Source organism: Streptomyces sp. NPDC001536 (genome assembly GCF_042894505.1).
Taxonomy (GTDB): domain Bacteria; phylum Actinomycetota; class Actinomycetes; order Streptomycetales; family Streptomycetaceae; genus Streptomyces.
This window is the reverse complement of the sequence record NZ_JBIAVQ010000023.1, coordinates 12,559-28,621: the sequence shown is the minus strand read 5'-3', so window position 1 is coordinate 28,621 and position 16,063 is coordinate 12,559. Positions and strand designations below refer to the sequence as shown.

General features: G+C 71.1%; 14 protein-coding genes. 6 read left to right on the top strand and 8 right to left on the bottom strand.

Annotated elements, in window-relative coordinates; all coding sequences use genetic code 11:
• The first annotated feature begins 13 nt into the window (after nt 1–13).
• Nucleotides 14–1,387, top strand: a complete 1,374-nt coding sequence (locus ACFY0U_RS41550; RefSeq protein WP_388645157.1) for an FG-GAP and VCBS repeat-containing protein — start codon at nt 14–16, stop codon at nt 1,385–1,387.
• Nucleotides 1,388–1,397: 10 nt separating this feature from the next.
• Here ACFY0U_RS41550 and ACFY0U_RS41545 read toward each other — a convergent pair whose 3' ends face one another.
• Nucleotides 1,398–2,288: a LysR family transcriptional regulator gene (locus ACFY0U_RS41545; RefSeq protein ID WP_388645155.1), complete on the bottom strand. Its 891-nt coding sequence runs from the start codon at nt 2,286–2,288 to the stop codon at nt 1,398–1,400.
• 159 nt (nt 2,289–2,447) lie between these two features.
• On the opposite strand from ACFY0U_RS41545, the gene ACFY0U_RS41540 reads away from it, so the two are divergent.
• Together ACFY0U_RS41540 and kstD are read left to right on the top strand one after the other, a co-directional pair.
• Nucleotides 2,448–3,011, top strand: coding sequence for a DUF6817 domain-containing protein (locus tag ACFY0U_RS41540; RefSeq protein ID WP_388645153.1), 564 nt, complete (start codon nt 2,448–2,450; stop codon nt 3,009–3,011).
• 74 nt (nt 3,012–3,085) lie between these two features.
• Entirely contained in the window at nt 3,086–4,840 is a 1,755-nt protein-coding gene (gene kstD / locus ACFY0U_RS41535; RefSeq protein ID WP_388645151.1) for a 3-oxosteroid 1-dehydrogenase, read from the top strand.
• On the opposite strand, the gene ACFY0U_RS41530 is transcribed toward kstD, so the two are convergent.
• Genes ACFY0U_RS41530 through mprA form a run of 4 tightly spaced genes read right to left on the bottom strand, consistent with a single transcriptional unit; the run spans nt 4,837 to nt 6,759 of the window.
• Nucleotides 4,837–5,481 carry a class I SAM-dependent methyltransferase gene (locus ACFY0U_RS41530; RefSeq protein WP_388645150.1) on the bottom strand — a complete coding sequence of 215 codons (645 nt, stop codon included), beginning with the start codon at nt 5,479–5,481 and terminating at the stop codon, nt 4,837–4,839. The two genes, kstD and ACFY0U_RS41530, sit on opposite strands and share 4 nt — an antisense overlap.
• 49 nt (nt 5,482–5,530) lie before the next feature.
• Nucleotides 5,531–5,749 (bottom strand): hypothetical protein, encoded by a 219-nt coding sequence (locus ACFY0U_RS41525; RefSeq protein ID WP_388645148.1) that lies wholly within the window; start codon nt 5,747–5,749, stop codon nt 5,531–5,533.
• A 21-nt stretch (nt 5,750–5,770) separates the two neighbouring features.
• Nucleotides 5,771–6,085: an AzlD domain-containing protein gene (locus ACFY0U_RS41520; RefSeq protein ID WP_388645147.1), complete on the bottom strand. Its 315-nt coding sequence runs from the start codon at nt 6,083–6,085 to the stop codon at nt 5,771–5,773.
• Nucleotides 6,082–6,759 (bottom strand): MprA protease, GlyGly-CTERM protein-sorting domain-containing form, encoded by a 678-nt coding sequence (gene mprA / locus ACFY0U_RS41515; RefSeq protein WP_388645146.1) that lies wholly within the window; start codon nt 6,757–6,759, stop codon nt 6,082–6,084. The genes ACFY0U_RS41520 and mprA overlap by 4 nt, the downstream gene beginning before the upstream one ends.
• Nucleotides 6,760–6,827: 68 nt before the next feature.
• On the opposite strand from mprA, the gene ACFY0U_RS41510 reads away from it, so the two are divergent.
• A complete protein-coding gene (locus ACFY0U_RS41510; protein WP_388645145.1) occupies nt 6,828–7,391 on the top strand; it encodes a helix-turn-helix domain-containing protein in 564 nt (187 codons plus the stop codon).
• Between the two features lie 95 nt (nt 7,392–7,486).
• Here ACFY0U_RS41510 and ACFY0U_RS41505 read toward each other — a convergent pair whose 3' ends face one another.
• Nucleotides 7,487–7,690, bottom strand: coding sequence for a cold-shock protein (locus ACFY0U_RS41505; protein WP_003992177.1), 204 nt, complete (start codon nt 7,688–7,690; stop codon nt 7,487–7,489).
• Between the two features lie 286 nt (nt 7,691–7,976).
• Between ACFY0U_RS41505 and ACFY0U_RS41500 the strand changes: the two genes are divergently transcribed.
• Entirely contained in the window at nt 7,977–8,825 is an 849-nt protein-coding gene (locus ACFY0U_RS41500) for a menaquinone biosynthetic enzyme MqnA/MqnD family protein (protein WP_388645144.1), read from the top strand.
• A 30-nt stretch (nt 8,826–8,855) separates the two neighbouring features.
• Nucleotides 8,856–10,589, top strand: coding sequence for a serine/threonine-protein kinase (locus tag ACFY0U_RS41495; protein ID WP_388645143.1), 1,734 nt, complete (start codon nt 8,856–8,858; stop codon nt 10,587–10,589).
• Here the strand turns inward: ACFY0U_RS41495 and ACFY0U_RS41490 are convergent.
• Nucleotides 10,582–11,097 (bottom strand): hypothetical protein, encoded by a 516-nt coding sequence (locus ACFY0U_RS41490; RefSeq protein WP_388645141.1) that lies wholly within the window; start codon nt 11,095–11,097, stop codon nt 10,582–10,584. The genes ACFY0U_RS41495 and ACFY0U_RS41490 overlap by 8 nt on opposite strands.
• A gap of 375 nt (nt 11,098–11,472) precedes the next feature.
• Nucleotides 11,473–16,062 carry an FtsK/SpoIIIE domain-containing protein gene (locus ACFY0U_RS41485; protein WP_388645139.1) on the bottom strand — a complete coding sequence of 1,530 codons (4,590 nt, stop codon included), beginning with the start codon at nt 16,060–16,062 and terminating at the stop codon, nt 11,473–11,475.
• Nucleotide 16,063 lies beyond the last annotated feature (1 nt).

Below are 16,063 nucleotides of genomic sequence, written 5' to 3'. Positions count from 1 at the left end.
CCGCAGGAGACGCATGTTCACGCGCACCAACCTCCGGCTGGCGCTCGCCACGGCCACGGCCGTGTCCCTGACCGGCGGACTGCTCACCCTCTCCGCGGGCACCGCGACCGCCGCCACCCCGGCGAAGTACGCCGACGACTTCAACGGCGACGGTTACCGCGACTTCGTGACCGACAACCTCAGCGGCGGAGTCGTCGTGACGTACGGCACGGCAACGGGTCCCGGCACCACCAGCAAGACCTTCACGCAGGCGAGCGCCGGAATACCCGGCACGCCGGGTGACGCGGGCGGCTACGTCGACGCCTTCGGCGAGGACATGGCCACCGCCGACCTCAACCGTGACGGATACGCCGATCTCGCCGTCGCCGACTTCACCGAGAAGGTCGGTACCAAGGTGGGCGCGGGCGCGGTCACCATCCTGTGGGGTGCCAAGACCGGCCTCTCCGGCACCGGCGCCGTCCGCCTCAAGGTCACCGCCCACGCCCGCTACGGCTTCGGCAAGGAGATCGAGACCGGCGACTTCAACGGCGACGGCAAGGCCGACCTGGCGGTCGCCAACGGCGTCGACACCGTCTACGTCTACCGGGGAGGGTTCGCCAAGTCGGGCTCCACGGGCGCGGTCACCAAGCATGTCGCGGGCGACATCCTCGAACCCACCGGCATGGTCGCCGGCAAGGTCACCAAGGACAAGGCGACCGATCTGTACCTCCTGGGTCAGGGCTACCACAACGACAAGATGACCCAGGACGCCTGGTTCCTGCGAGGCGGCTCCACGATCAAGCCGGGCAAGCGGACGGTCGTCAACAGCTCCGATCCCGACTACAGCCCGACCGGTGTCGTCGCCGACTTCGACAAGGACGGCTACGGGGACCTCGCGGTCAGCGACATCCTGTACAACAACAAGGCCGGCTCGGTGGTCGTCTGGCGCGGTGGCAGCACCGGGCCGACGACGAAGTACCGGATCACCCAGGCCAGTTCGGGGGTGGCCACGGGCGCCACGACGCGCGACTACTTCGGCTCCGCCCTCTCCGCCGGTGACACCAACGGCGACGGTTACCCGGACCTGGCGGTCGGCGTGCCCTACGAGAAGGTCGGATCCAAGGAGGACGCGGGCGGCGTGCACGTGCTGCGCGGCGCCAAGTCCGGCCTCACCGGCACCAACTCCCTGTGGTTCACCCGCGCGACGGCGGGCGTGCCCGGCGACGCGAGTGAGTACGAGAACTTCGGCTCCCTCGTCCGCCTGCGCGACATCGACCGCGACGGCGACAAGGACCTGCTGGTCTCCAGCAATCACTACGACCCGAGCGTCCTGCTGCCCGGCACCGCCGCCGGTATCAACAGCACCGGCGCCAAGGAGCTGAACGTGGTGGCCGCGTTCCCGCAGTAGCCCATCCCACTTACCGCCCGGGCGTCCGACGGAACCTCTCCACGGTGTCCGCGAACGCCCGGGCCGGCGGACTCAGCGCCTCCCACCGCCGTACGGCCCACCCCACCGGCAGCGGACGCAGCTCCGGCAACGGGATCAGCCGGAGCTCCCCCGTGGCCGCCAGCCCCGACAGCTCCGGAACGACCGCCCGCCCGACCCCCAACTCAGCCAGCAGCAACGCCGTGTCCCAGTCGGCCACGTTCGTGTCGTAGGCGAACCGCACGCCCAACTCCATGCATGAAGCGTTCAGTTGGGCGGCCGAGGCCGAGTTCGGCGGCAGCCGTATCAGCCGTACGTCCGCGAGCTCGGCCGCCGCCAACCGTTCCCGCCCCGCCAGCGGATCGTCGGAACGCACCGCCAGCACCCACGGCAGCTCCGCCACCACGCGCTGTTCGATACCCCGCACCGGCGGTCCGAGCGTGGTCCACGCCAGATCCAGGGTGCCGTCCGCCAGCGCGTCGAAGCTGCCGCGTCCCGAACTGACCGTACGGAACTCCAGGTTCACGCGCGGATACCGGCGGCGGTACTCCACGACCGCGTCCCCCATGAAGTGCCGTACGGTCGTCGCGCCCGTGGCCACCCGCACGAACCCGCTCTCCCCGTCGACCAGGTCGCGCAACTGCCGTACGGCGAGGTCGAGTCCGGAGATGCCCTCCGCGGCCGCCGCCTCCAGCAGCCGGCCCGCCCGCGTCGGCGAGACCCCTCGCGGCTGCCGTTCCAGCAGCGCGACCCCCGTCTCCCGCTCCAGCCGCTTCACATGCTGACTCACCGCGGACTGCGTACACCCCAGCTCCCTGGCCACCGCACTCAGGCTCCCGGCCCGGCACACCGCCACGAACACACGCAGGTCGTCGAGGGTCATGAGATCCAAGCTAACACTTGGGTCTGATCACAAATCCCAAGGATTGACTGGCCCCGACGCGTGTACGACGATCCATCCAGGGCCCAACGGGCGGCAACCCGCTCCACCCCGGGACGGAGCGGGTGCCGACCCACCCTGCTGAAGGGACACCCGACACCCATGGCCTACGACCCGACGGCCCAAGCCGACTTGTTTCTGAGGGAGTTGGGCGCCGAGGGCGTGCCCCACCCCGGCGGCACACTTCTCACCCATCTCCACCGCGTCCGCACCCGCCTCGCCACCTGGAACGCCCGCCCCGCCCTCCAGCTCGCGGGTCTGTGCCACGCCTTCTACGGCACGGACGGCTTCGCGCAGGCCCTGCTCCCGCTCGGCCGGCGTCGCGAACTCACGGCCGTGATCGGCGAGGAGGCGGAGGCGATCGTGTACTTCTACGCGAGCTGTGACCGCGGGGCCACGTATCCGTCGTTCGCGGAACCCGGCTCCCCGTTCCACGACCGCTTCACCGGCCGCACCCACTCTCCCGGCCCCGCCCTCCGCCAGGACTTCGCCGAGCTCACCGCCGCCAACGAAATCGACCTCGCCGCCGAGGACCCGGCCTTCCGGGACCGCCACGGCCCCGAGCTCCTGGCCCTCTTCACCCGCTTCCGCTTGCTCCTGAGCCGGCCCGCGTACGAGGACTGCCTCTCCGTACTGCCCGGCCCAACCCCCTTGCACGGCCCTTGACTTCACATGGTCCCCGCGTCACATTCCCCTTTCTGACACACCCTCAGAAAACCCGATTTCGGGCGGGAGCGACCATGACGACCACCAGTGCGGACGCCGCGAGACCGAGACCCACCCGCAGACAGCTCCTCGGTACCACCGCGGCCGCCGGGCTGGCCGTGGCGGCCGGTGCGCAGCAGAGCGCCCGCGCCGCCGACCTGCCGCTCCTCGGGACGTACGACGTCGTCGTCATCGGCTCCGGAGCCGCCGGGATGACCGCCGCGCTCACCGCCGCCAAGCGGGGTCTGAGCTGTGTCGTGCTGGAGAAGGCGCCCACCTTCGGCGGGTCCGCGGCCCGTTCCGGGGCCGGGATCTGGATACCGAACAACTCCGTGATCCTCGCCGCCGGCGTACCGGACACCCCCGCGAAGGCCGCCGCCTATCTCGCCGCGGTCGTCGGGCCGGAGATCCCCGCCGACCGGCAGCGGGCCTTCCTCGCCAACGGCCCCGCCATGATCTCCTTCGTCATGGCCAACAGCCCGCTGCGGTTCCGCTGGATGGAGGGGTACAGCGACTACTACCCGGAGCTGCCGGGCGGCCTGCCCAACGGGCGTTCCATCGAGCCCGACTACCTCGACGGCAACATCCTCGGCGCCGAACTCGCCCACCTGAACCCGCCGTACATGGAAGTCCCGGACGGCATGGTCGTCTTCAGCGCCGACTACAAGTGGCTCGCCCTGTCCGCCGTGAGTGTGAAGGGCCTCGCCGTCGCCACGGAATGCCTGGCCCGCGGCACCAGGGCGCTCGCGCTCGGGCAGACGCCGCTGACCATGGGGCAGTCGCTCGCCGCCGGACTGCGCAAAGGGCTGCTGGACGCGGGCGTGCCGGTGCGGCTGAACACCCCGCTCACCGATCTCCTCGTCGAGAACGGCACGGTGGCCGGGGCGGTCGTCCCCGGCGGTCTGTACCGGGCGCGCCGGGGCGTCATCGTCGGTTCCGGCGGGTTCGAGCACAACCTCGCCATGCGCACCCAGTACCAGCAGCAGCCCATCGGCGTCGACTGGACCGTGGGCGCGAAGGAGAACACGGGCGACGGGATACGGGCGGGGCAGCGCGTCGGCGCGGGCGTCGCGCTCATGGACGACGCCTGGTGGGGGCCCGCCATCCCGCTCCCGGGCCAGCCGTACTTCTGTCTCGCCGAACGCACCCTCCCGGGCAGTCTCCTCGTCAACGCCGCAGGCCGTCGCTTCGTCAACGAGGCCGGTCCCTACAGCGACGTCGTCCACACGATGTACGAGCGCAACCCCACCGACCCCGACATCCCGGCCTGGCTGATCACCGACCAGAACTACCGCAACCGGTACCTCTTCAAGGACATCGCGCCGACCTTCGTGTTCCCCGACGACTGGTACAGCTCGGGCGCCGTCAAGAAGGCCTGGAGCCTGGATGCCCTCGCCACCGCCATCGGTGTCCCGGGGGCGGCTCTGCGCACCACCGTCGACCGCTTCAACTCCCTTGCCAGGCACGGCACGGACACCGACTTCCACCGCGGTGACAGCGCCTACGACCACTACTACACGGACCCCTCCGTCCTCCCGAACTCCTGTCTCGCCCCTCTCTGGCTGCCCCCCTACTACGCCTTCCGTATCGTCCCCGGCGACCTCGGCACGAAGGGCGGGCTGCGCACGGACGCCCGGGCGCGGGTGCTGAGGGCGGACGGCTCGGTCATCCCCGGCCTGTACGCCGCCGGGAACGCCAGCGCGGCGGTCATGGGCCGCAGTTACGCCGGCGCGGGCTCGACGATCGGCCCGGCGATGACCTTCGGCTACATCGCGGCACGGGACCTCTAGGCGGGGCGCCGGGCGATCAGGAACGCCTGCTTGGTGGACTCCCACTCGTGGTCGGGTTCGCGCACGGTCCGCGAGACCATCGCGAACCCGGCCGCCTCCAGCAGCTCCACGATCGCCTCCGGCCGCCGCCGCTGGAAGTCGAGGATCACGTCATGGCCGAAGGGCCGGTCGTGCCGCTTCGGCTCGTCGCCGACCTGGAAGGCGAGGAGCAGATGGCCGCCCGGGGCCAGGACCCGCCTGAACTCGGCGAACAGGGTGGGGAGTCGCTCCACCGGGGTGTGGATGGACGAGTACCAGGACACGACCCCCGCGAGCGACCCGTCGGCCAGGTCCAGGTCCAGCATCGACCCCTGCTCGAACCGCAGCCCCGGGTTCTCCCGCCGGGCGATCGCCAGCATCGACGTCGACAGGTCGAGCCCGAACACCGACAGCCCGAGGGAGTCGAGATACGCGGTCACCCGCCCCGGCCCGCACCCGAGGTCGGCCACCGCGGCACCCTTTCCCACGAGTGCGGCGAAGGCGTCGATCAACCCCCGCTCGATCGGCGTGGCCGTCAGCTCGTCACGGAACCGCTCGGCGTAGTCCTCGGCGATGGTGTCGTAGAACGCCCGGGTGCTGGTCAGGAAATCGGAGTCGGTCATGGTCGGGGACCCTAGCGACCCCCACTGACAACGGCGGTCCGGCAGAGGCCTATTCGCCCTGGCGCAGCATCAGCCCCACGCCCACTCCCGACCCCACGGCCGTACCCAGCCCGATCCCCAGGGCCAGTCCGAACCCGAAGTCGTCGAAGACGTCCATTCCCAGCAGCAGGCCGAGAGCCGTGCCGAGCGACAGCCCGACGGATATACAGAGCGCCACGCGGCTCTGGACCGTGGATCCGCCGCCCTCTTCGCCTTCATGCTTCTGCACTGATCGTCCCCCTGAGATCCCCTACGCCATTCCGAACGCCCGCAGTACCGCCGCTGTTCCCGCCGCCCCCAGCACCACCACCACGAACGGCGCCCTGCGCCACGCCAGCACACCCCCGACCAGCACCCCGATCGGCCGCGCCCACCCGGCGAAGCCGCCGCCCTCGGTCAGCGCCCCCGTCGCGAGCAGGGCGGTCAGCAGCACGATGGCACCGGCGGAGAGCAGCTCCTGGACGCGCGCGGGCAGGTCGACCCGTCCGTGCAGGGCCGGGCCGACCAGCCGGAAGGCGTACGTCCCGACCGCCAGCGCCAGGATCATCGCGACCGTCGCGCTCATGCCGACCGCCTCCGGCCGAAGGCGAGGAGTCCCGCAAGGGCCAGCAGCACGGGGACGCCCGCCGGGGCGACCGGCACGAGGGCCAGCGCCACGCAGGCGCCGAGCACCGCGGATCGTCGTACGGCCGAATCCCCCCGCAGCGCGGGCAGCACCAGGGCGACGAGAACGGCGGGGAAGGCCGCGTCCAGGCCGTAGCGGGCGGTGTCGCCGATCGCGTCGCCGGCGAGGGCGCCGGCCAGGACGCCGATGTTCCATACGGCGAACAGGCCGAGCCCCGAGACCCAGAACGCCGTACGACGTCGTACCGGATCGCTCTGGGCGAGGGCGAAGGCGACCGTCTCGTCGGTGACGAGGTGCGCGCCGACGAGCCGTGCCACGCGGCCCGTGCCGAGGGTGTCCGCCACGGCGAGGCTGTAGGCCGCCGTGCGGGTGTTCAGGAGCAGACCGGTGACCGCCGCGGCGAGCGGACCGCCGCCGGCGAGCAGTACGCCGACCGCGCTGAACTGGGCGGAGCCCGCGTACACGACGAGGGACATCACCACCGGCACCCACACCGGCAGCCCGCCGGCGACGGCGATCGCGCCGAAGGAGACGCCGACGACGCCGCTGGCGATCCAGACGAGGGAGGCGTCCCGGATGAGGTCGACAAGAGGCGTTCGCTGTGCCGTACGCATGTTCTCTACAATGAACAGGAACGGAGTTGTTCGTCAAGGCGAACGTGCATACCGATGGAGCGAACGACATGTCTGACAGCTCGTCCAGACTGCCCCTGGAGTGGATCGCCGGCGCCCTGCGGCGAGAACGCGCTCGTGTCGGACTGTCGCTGTCCGAGCTGGCCAAACGGGCCGGGATCGCGAAGTCGACGCTGTCGCAGCTGGAGGGGGCGAGCGGGAACCCGAGCGTGGAGACGCTGTGGGCGCTGGCGGTGGCCCTGGGGGTGCCCTTCAGTGCGCTGGTCGAGCCGCCGGCGCCGTCCGTGCAGGTCATCCGGGCGGGGCAGGGTCCGTCGGTGGCGTCCGAGCAGGCGAACTATGTCGGGACGCTGTTGTCGTCCAGCCCGCCCGGAGCGCGACGGGACATCTACCACATCAGCGCGGAACCGGGTGCGGCCCGTGACTCGGAACCGCACATTCCGGGCTCGGTCGAACATCTGATCGTGAGCACCGGGAGGGTCAAGGCGGGGCCGGCGGGCCAGGAGGTCGAGCTGGAGCCCGGGGACTACATGGCGTATCGCGGGGATGTGGCGCATTCGTACGAGGCGCTGGCGCCCGGGACGACGTTCGTGCTGGTCATGCAGCACATGTAGGTCTTTGGGCAAGGGGAAAGGCAGGAGCCCCGCTGCCTTGCGGCGCGGGGCTCCTTGGGTACTGCACTCAGGTCCGGATCAGAGACTCAGGAGTCTCAGACGGGGGTGACGTTCTCCGCCTGCGGGCCCTTCGGGCCCTGGGTCACGTCGAAGGAGACCTGCTGGTTCTCCTCCAGCGAACGGAAGCCGCTCGCGTTGATGGCGGAGTAGTGGACGAACACGTCCGGGCCGCCGCCCTCCTGGGCAATGAAGCCAAAGCCCTTTTCGGCGTTGAACCACTTCACGGTTCCGGTAGCCATAAGCCCTCCTTGGGCCCAAAGGGTTGCCCTGCTCCAGAACCTGCAAGTGTGAAACGGTGCTGCACAACTGCATACGTCTGAAAACGACTAGAGCCCGCGGTCACATGCTCCGCAGGCTCTGTACTGCAAGGGAAACCAAACTGCAACTTGCGGGCGAGCCTAGCATGCGGGCAGCCGAAAGCAATAGAGGCCAAGATCACGTCACCCGGATGTTTGATCTCGGTCGTGTCGTGTTGACGGCGGGGGTGCCCATCGTACGTCAGGCAACAGGGTCTAGCCTCACGATGTGGACAATTCACGCACCCGGCCGCGCGTCGGCCACATCCAGTTCCTGAACTGCCTGCCCCTGTACTGGGGGCTCGCGAGAACGGGCACACTCCTCGACTTCGAGCTCACGAAGGACACCCCGGAGAAGCTCAGCGAGAAGCTGGTGCGGGGAGATCTCGACATCGGTCCCATCACCCTCGTCGAGTTCCTGCGCAACGCCGACGACCTCGTCGCGTTCCCCGACATCGCCGTCGGCTGCGACGGCCCGGTGATGTCCTGTGTGATCGTCTCGCAGGTCCCGCTGGACGAGCTGGACGGCGCGAGGGTGGCCCTCGGGTCGACCTCCCGTACGTCGGTCCGCCTCGCCCAGCTCCTCCTGGCCGACCGCTACGGCGTGAGCCCCGACTACTACACCTGCCCGCCCGACCTCAGTCTGATGATGCAGGAGGCCGAGGCGGCGGTCCTGATCGGCGACGCGGCGCTGCGGGCGAACCTGCTGGACGGGCCGAAGTACGGCCTTGAGGTGCATGACCTCGGTGCGCTCTGGAAGGAGTGGACGGGCCTGCCGTTCGTCTTCGCGGTCTGGGCGGCGCGCCGGGACTACCTGGAACGCGAACCGCTGATCACCCGCAAGGTCCACGAGGCCTTCCTGGCCTCCCGGAACCTGTCCCTGGACGAGGTCGGCAAGGTCGCCGAGCAGGCGGCACGCTGGGAGGAGTTCGACGAACAGGTCCTGGAGAAGTACTTCACCACCCTCGACTTCCGCTTCGGGGGGCCGCAGCTGGAGGCGGTCGCGGAGTTCGCGCGGCGGGTGGGGGCGACGACGGGTTTTCCCGCGGACGTGAAGGTGGAACTGCTCCAGCCCTAACCTGCATCTGAACCTTATGGGGGAGGCAGCATGCAGCCGCTCGCAGTCGACGAGCCGACCAGCGTCGGGCCCTACCGCCTGCTGGGTCGGCTCGGCTCCGGCGGTATGGGCCGGGTCTATCTGGGGCGCAGTGCCGGCGGTCGTACGGTCGCTGTCAAGATCGTGCATCCGCACTTCGCCCTCGACGAGGAGTTCCGCGCCCGCTTCCGGCGCGAGGTCGAGGCGGCCCGGCGGGTCGGCGGCGCCTGGACGGCACCGGTGCTGGACGCGGACCCGGACGCGCCTGTGCCGTGGGTGGCCACGGCGTACGCGGCGGGACCGTCGCTGTCGGCGGCCGTCGCGGACGGGGGCCCGTTGCCCGAGCACTCGGTACGGGTGCTGGGGGCGGGGCTGGCCGAGGCGCTGGCGGCGGTGCACGAACTCGGGCTCGTGCACCGGGATGTGAAACCGTCGAACGTGCTGCTGACCCTGGACGGCCCGTTGCTGATCGACTTCGGGATCGCACGGGCCGTGGACGGCACGGCGTCCCTGACGTCGACGGGCGTCTCCATCGGCTCGCCCGGCTATATGTCACCCGAGCAGATCCTCGGCAAGGGGATCACGGGGGCGGCAGACGTCTTCTCGCTGGGCGCGGTGCTGGCGTACGCGGCGACGGGCGAACCGCCGTTCCCCGGGGACTCCTCGGCGTCCCTCCTCTACAAGGTCGTCCACGAGGAGCCGGAACTCGGCGCGCTGAGCGGAGAGTTGCGGGACCTGGCGGCGCAGTGCCTGGCCAAGTCGCCGGGGACCCGGCCGACCCCGGGCGAGGTGGCCCGACGGCTCGCTCCGGAGGGCGCGGCACGGCTGGTGGCGGGCGGGTGGCTGCCGGGGGCGCTGGTGGAGCAGGTGAGCCGGGGTGCGGTGCGGTTGCTGAACCTGGAGGCGTCCGGGGAGGTCGCTTCGGGGCCGGTGGGGTTCAGCAGCGCGTCGGTGGGGGACGCGGCGGTCGCCGGTGCGCAGACGGTGGGGGAGTTCGGGCCGCCGCCCGTCATGCCCTCTGTCATGCCGGGGGCCGGGTCCGTGCCGGCGCCGCCCGCCTTCGCTCCGGGGAGCCATCCGTCCGGTGGCGTGCCCGAGCCGCGCGGGCCCGAACCTCATGACGCCGTCCCGCTCTCCGACACCCGCCCGGGCCGGCTCAGCGTCTCCGTGGCGGCCACCTCGGTGCCCGGGGTGGAAGGCCGGGGGCGGCGGATGAGCTGCACGGTCGCGCTCGCGGTGGCGGGGGCGCTGGCCGCGGTGACCGTGGGGTCGGTGTTCCTGTTCGACCTGGTGCCGGGCAAACGCAACGACGACGCGGGCGGCGCGGGTTCGGACTCCTACGCCACGCCGAGCGCCTCGACCTCCGCGGACCAGCCCAGCGGGGTCGAGCCGCTGGAGCAGGTGGTCCCGGACCGCTACCTCGGCACCTGGGAGGGACAGGGCAGCGGTTCCGGCATCCCCATGGGCACCTTCCGGCTCACCGTCCAAGAGGCCGCCGTCGGCGAGGAGTTGGGCAAGCTCAAGCAGACGGACATCTTCGGCGGCGTCTGCAACGACGTACTCACCCTGAAGGAAGTGACCAAGACCGGGCTCGTGGCGACCTCCGTGGGCGCGAAGAGCAACCATGGCGGTTGCAACCCGGCGCCGCACACGGTGCGGTTGGAGCCGGTGGGGGACGATCTGCGGTACGTCTCGCAGAGCGCGGCGGAGGGGAATCCCGAGGCGCGGATGTCGAAGGTCAACTGAGGGCGGGTTCGGGGGAGTCGGCGTTCTCGGTCCTCTTCACGCCGTACTTCACGAACAAGGTGATCAGGAGCGCGATCACGGCGACGGTGGCGAGGGTGCCGGCCGCCCACAGGTACGGGTACCGCTCGTGCGCCCAGCAGGCGCCGCCCGTGCTGTAGCAGTCGCCGTCCCAGTTGCTGCGCCGCTTGGGGCGGGCGTACGCGGTGATCACACCGGCGACCAGGTAGCAGGCCGCGAGCCCGGGGAGCGAGGTCGCCACCCAGGCCAGTGAGCGCGGCTTGCTCTCCTTCCACGTCATCCGGGTCAGCGGCGCCACCCAGGCACCGAAGGCCAGGGGTGCCAGAGCGCCGACGGTGGCCGCGAAGGCGTATGCCCCGCCGGGCCAGGCGGGGGCGAGGGTGCCCCAGATGTCGTGGCCCCAGTTCATGCCGATGGCGGCCAGCGGCAGGATGAGGAGGACGAAGACGGGCAGCACCAGGCAGCCGAACACCTTCTCCCCGACGCTCATCTTCGCGATCGGCGACGACGACGGACGCCCCGGCCGATGCTCGTACCGCAGCGCGGACCCCGCCGCCTTCCTCCGCCTCGGCTTCGCCGATCCCCCGCCCATGCCCCGTCATCCCCGTCTGTACCGGCCGTTACGACTGTGTCTGCGATAGCGAACACCATCACATCATCGGCACGCGTCACAACCGCTCGCGCCTGCGTCACGACGGGGAAGGCCCATCAGGAGACACTGAAACCGGACGATCCGCGGGAGCTGGGCAGCTACCGGATGCTGGTGACGAACGGGCCGGAGTTCTACGCGTTGGCGGCTGTCTGAGGAGCCGACAGGGCCGCGGGACGCCGAGGCGTCCCGCGGCCCTGTCGCGCTCGCGGTGCGCTACATCGGTGTCGTGACCGTCATGTGCTCGCCGGTGCCCAGGTGCAGCATGCCCTTGCCCGGGGTGATCTGGCCGCCGACCATGCTGCGGTTCGTGCGGATGCCGATCAGCTCGCCCGCGGAACTGTCCTGCGGGGACAGCAGGATGCCGCGGCGGGCCTTCTTCATGTCGACCTGCCAGCCGGAGAAGCCGTCGCAGATCTCCTCCTCGTCACCGGCGATGACGACGGCGAGACCCTCCTCGACACCGCGCTCGACGATGCGCTTGAAGATGTCCTCGGCGTCGCAGTCGTCGTGCACCTCCGCGTCGTCGACCAGGGTGACGATCGGCTGCTCGGGACTGGCCGACCCGATCAGCTCCTCCATCTCGTCCTCGTCGATGTCCCGGCCCGTGAAGACCTTCAACACGCCGTCCTGTCCCTCCAGTTCGCGCAGCGGGGAGGGGCGGGGCGCGGCGAGGATCACGCGTACGCCCTGGGCGAGGTAGGACCGCGCGATGTTCAGCAGTACCGTGCTGCGTCCGGACTTCGCGGGGCCGCCGATCACGAACGCCGGGACGCCCTGGGAGAGATCGGGGCCGAAGGCGGTGAGCTCGTCGCCGCCGACACCGACCAGGGACCACAGCGGCGAGGCGCTGGCCGCCGGGTCGCGCATCGCCCAGGCGTCGGCGAAGGAGATCCGGCTGGGCAGCACGTCCACGCGGAACGGGCGGCGCGAGCGCGGCAGTTCGGCGTCCCGCGCCGCCGCGGCCTCGCCGATCGCGACGAGGGCCGCGGCCTGACCCTGACCCGTGGTGTCCTCGGCGAGCAGCGCGAACTGGGTCTCCGTGGCCGTCTCGCTGGCGTACCCGCGGCCCGGCGGGATCTCCTCGGGGATCTTGCGGGCGTTGATGTCCAGCATCGAGAAGTCGCCCCGGTCCGCGAGGCGCAGACCGTACTTGTCCTCGGTGAGGGAGGAGATCCGCCCCGTCAGCAGCTGGCGGTCACCGGTGATCACCAGGTGCAGGCCGACGCTCGCGCCCTCCCGCATCAGCGCCATCACCTGGTCGGTGAGGTCACCGTGGTTGTACTCGCCGAGGGTGGGCAGCCAGCCCTCCCAGCGGTCGAGCAGCACCACGATGTGCGGCAGCCGCTCGTCCTCGGCGGCGAAGGAGCGCTGCTCGCCGATGTCGGCGTAGCCCTTCTCCGCCAACAGCTCCTGGCGGCGGTTGAGTTCACCGGTCAGCCGGCTGAAGAGCCGGATGACGCGCTCCTGCTGGTTACGGCTGACGACGGCGCCGCAGTGGGGCAGGCTGGTCAGCGCGTTCAGGGCGCCGTTGCCGCAGTCGATGCCGTACAGATGGACGTCGGCGCTGGACAGCGTACGGGCCAGGGAACCGGCGATGGTGCGCAGCACCTGCGAGCGGCCGCTGCGCGGGGCGCCGGCGATGAGCAGGTGCCCGAAGGTGGCGAAGTCGACGACGACCGGGCGGCGGGCCTGGTCGGAGGGCAGGTCCTCGATGCCGTACGGGGCCGCCGGCAGCGCTCCCTGGCTGTGCGCCGCCGGGATCTCGTCGAGCAGCAGCATCTCGTCCAGGGCGGGCAGCCACGGGGAGTGCTGGGCGGGGATGCCGAGGGCCTCGTTGGCCTCCCGTACGGCGTCCACCAGCACCTTGAGGTCGGTGATCTCGTCGTCCTCGCGGGCCTCGGACTTGGGCTTGGTGAGCCCGGCCCGGCCCAGGTCCTGCCAGGCGAGCTGACCGGCCCACGGCGCGAGCGCCGCCGGATCGGCGGCACCCGGGCGGCGGCCACCGACGCGGCCGGACTGGAAGGGGACGAGGGAGGCGTGGCCGAGCCGGACGTACGCGCGACCCGGGGTGCTCTTGGCGATGTGACCGGCGTCGGGGGCGTCGATGACGTCGCTCGACTCACCCGCGTCGGTCACGCGCAGCGCGATCCGCAGGTTGGTGTTGGCGCGGATCTCGGGCGACACGACACCGCTGGGCCGCTGGGTGGCGAGCAGGAGGTGGATGCCGAGGGAGCGGCCTCGCTGGGCGATGTTGACGAGGCCGGTGACGAAGTCGGGCAGGTCGCGGACCATGGACGCGAACTCGTCGATGACGATGAGCAGTCGGGGCACATGCGCGTGGGACGGGTCCCGGCGCACCAGGTCCTGGTAGTCCTCGATGTCCTTGGCGTCGGCCGCCGCGAGGATGTGCTCGCGCCGCTTCAGCTCCGCGCCCAGCGATTCCAGGGCGCGCTCGACGAGGTGGGCGTCGAGGTCGGTGACCATGCCGACGGTGTGCGGGAGTTTGACGCAGTCCTTGAACGCGGAGCCGCCCTTGTAGTCGACGAGGACGAACGTCATGTTCTCGGGGGTGTTGGCGACGGCGAGCGCGGCGACGATGGTCTGCAGCAGCTCCGACTTGCCCGAACCGGTCGTACCGGCGATGAGCCCGTGCGGGCCGTCCCGCCGGAGGTCGATGCCGAAGGGACCGTCGTAGGACTCGCCGATGACCGCCATCGTGGACTGCCCGCCCATGCGCCAGCGCGCGGCGATGTCGTCGCGTGTCGGCGGCTCCAGCTGGAGCACGTCGAGGAGGCGGCTGGAGGAGGGGAGCGCGGAGTCCTCGGTCTCGCCGCTGATGTCCCGCAGGGGCGACAGCGACCGGGACAGCCGTGCGCACCAGGCGGCGGAGACGAAGTCGGGGCGGACGTCGGTCCTGCGGCGGGAGCCGGTCTGCTCGACCCGCAGCCGCAGTTCCAGAGCCCGCTCGGTGTTCTGCGGGTCCTGCTGGGCGCCGTGGTGCCAGGCCTGGAAGGAGGGGAAGCCACCGGCGGAGGCCTGCGCCACGGGTGTCGCGGCGGCGCTGTCGTCGGTGTGCCGGGGCTCGGCCACGACGTAGGCCTGGCACTCGCCGGGCAGGAACCGCTCCTCCTCGTCCAGGCAGAGGGCGTAGATGGCGACGGCCGGACCTTCGCGCAGCAGCCTGACGACGCCGGGCATCGAGCGCAGCCGCCGCGACCCGTCCCATACGACGACGATGTCGGGGTCGGAGAAGGCGGGACCGCCGCCGCTGTTGTTGTTCTCCTTCAGCGCCTTCTGCCGGGCGTCGAGCAGCTGGGTCAGCTCACCGACGCGCGCGCCGACGGTCTCGGCGTCCGTCCCGATCAGGACGTTGACGTCCTGGCCGCTCGCCGGGCGGGAGTGCGGCAGCCAGCGCACCCAGTCCCAGCGCGGGTGCGCCTCGTTCTCGGTGAGCACGTAGAACTGGACGTCCATCGGGCTGTGCAGCACGGCGGTCTGGGCGACGACCCACCGTCCGAGCGCCTGGGCGGAGTCACCGGGCCCTGCGATGCCGACGACCCCGAGGTCGCGCAGCGGCAGGGCGACGGGCGAGTCCTGGATCTTCCAGGTGACCTGGCGCTTGTGCTCGTCCTGCTCGGGGTCGTCGAGGACGACCTCGGAGCGGACCTTGCCGGTGCCGACGCGCAGGAGCAGGTGGTCGGCGTCGGTGCGCCGCCGCTCCCACAGCCGGGTGCGGGGTCCGGTGCCGAAGGCGAGGACGGCGGCCGGGTCCGGGATGGCCCTGCGCCGGTCGAGCCGCTCCAGACGCAGCGCGTCCTCGGCGTCCTTCTCGATCCGTTCCTTGGTCTCCTTGTACTCCTTGACCTGCTTCGCATGGGACTTGCGTCCGTGCTTCTTGTCCATGAAGTAGTTGCCGAAGAGCATCAGCGGGCTCATCAGCGCCATGATCATGTAGTACCAGCGGCCGAAGATCATGACCGAGACGACGGCGCCGACCAGCGGGAACAGGGCCATCAGCCAGGGCAGCGGCCGTGCCTCGTAGTCCCTGGGGGGCGAGGGCAGCCGGAACTGTGTCTTGCGCTCCGCCGGGCGCAGTCGCGGCGGCCGGTTGTAGTCGAGTCCGGCGCCGTCCTCCGACCACTTCAGGGCCGCGTTCGGCGGGCTGTAGCCGTCGATCTCCAGGAGGGTGTTGCCGAGGGCGAGTTGGGAGCCGAGGGGCCAGGGGCCGCCGTCGAAGTCCTCGCCGTCGAGACGGGGGTGGTCGTCGTCCTTCTTCTCGGAGGCGTCCTTCTTGTCGACTTTGTCGATCTTGTCGACGCCGTGGAGGGTGACGTCGCACGTGCCGTCGATGGCGATCGACAAGGTGGCCGCGCGCGCGGGGAGTTCGGGATCGTCGATACGGATGGGGGCGGCCGGACCGCTGCCGATGTCGTACCGTCCGACGCCGAGCCGGTGCACGGCGCCCGCGGCGGGGCCGCCGGCCACCCGGAACTCGACGATGCCGGTCGGCTCACCGAGCACACAGCCGGCCGGGTCGTGCAGGCTGACGACGGCGCCCTCGCGCAGGGGCGAGCCGACGATGTTCGAGGCCGGGTCGAGGGGGTAGCCGTCGACGTAGGCGTGCGGTGCCCCTCCAGGGTTGGCGTGTCCACCGATGGGGATGATCTGCGCGCCGCCGTCGAATCCGACGTGCCGCGCCAGCTCCCGAGTGATGTCGCCGACCGACGACTCCGGATCGGCGTCGAGCACCACATCGGCGCTGGCCCCGCCGATCGGGTCGACGACGGTCAGACTCAGGCGCACG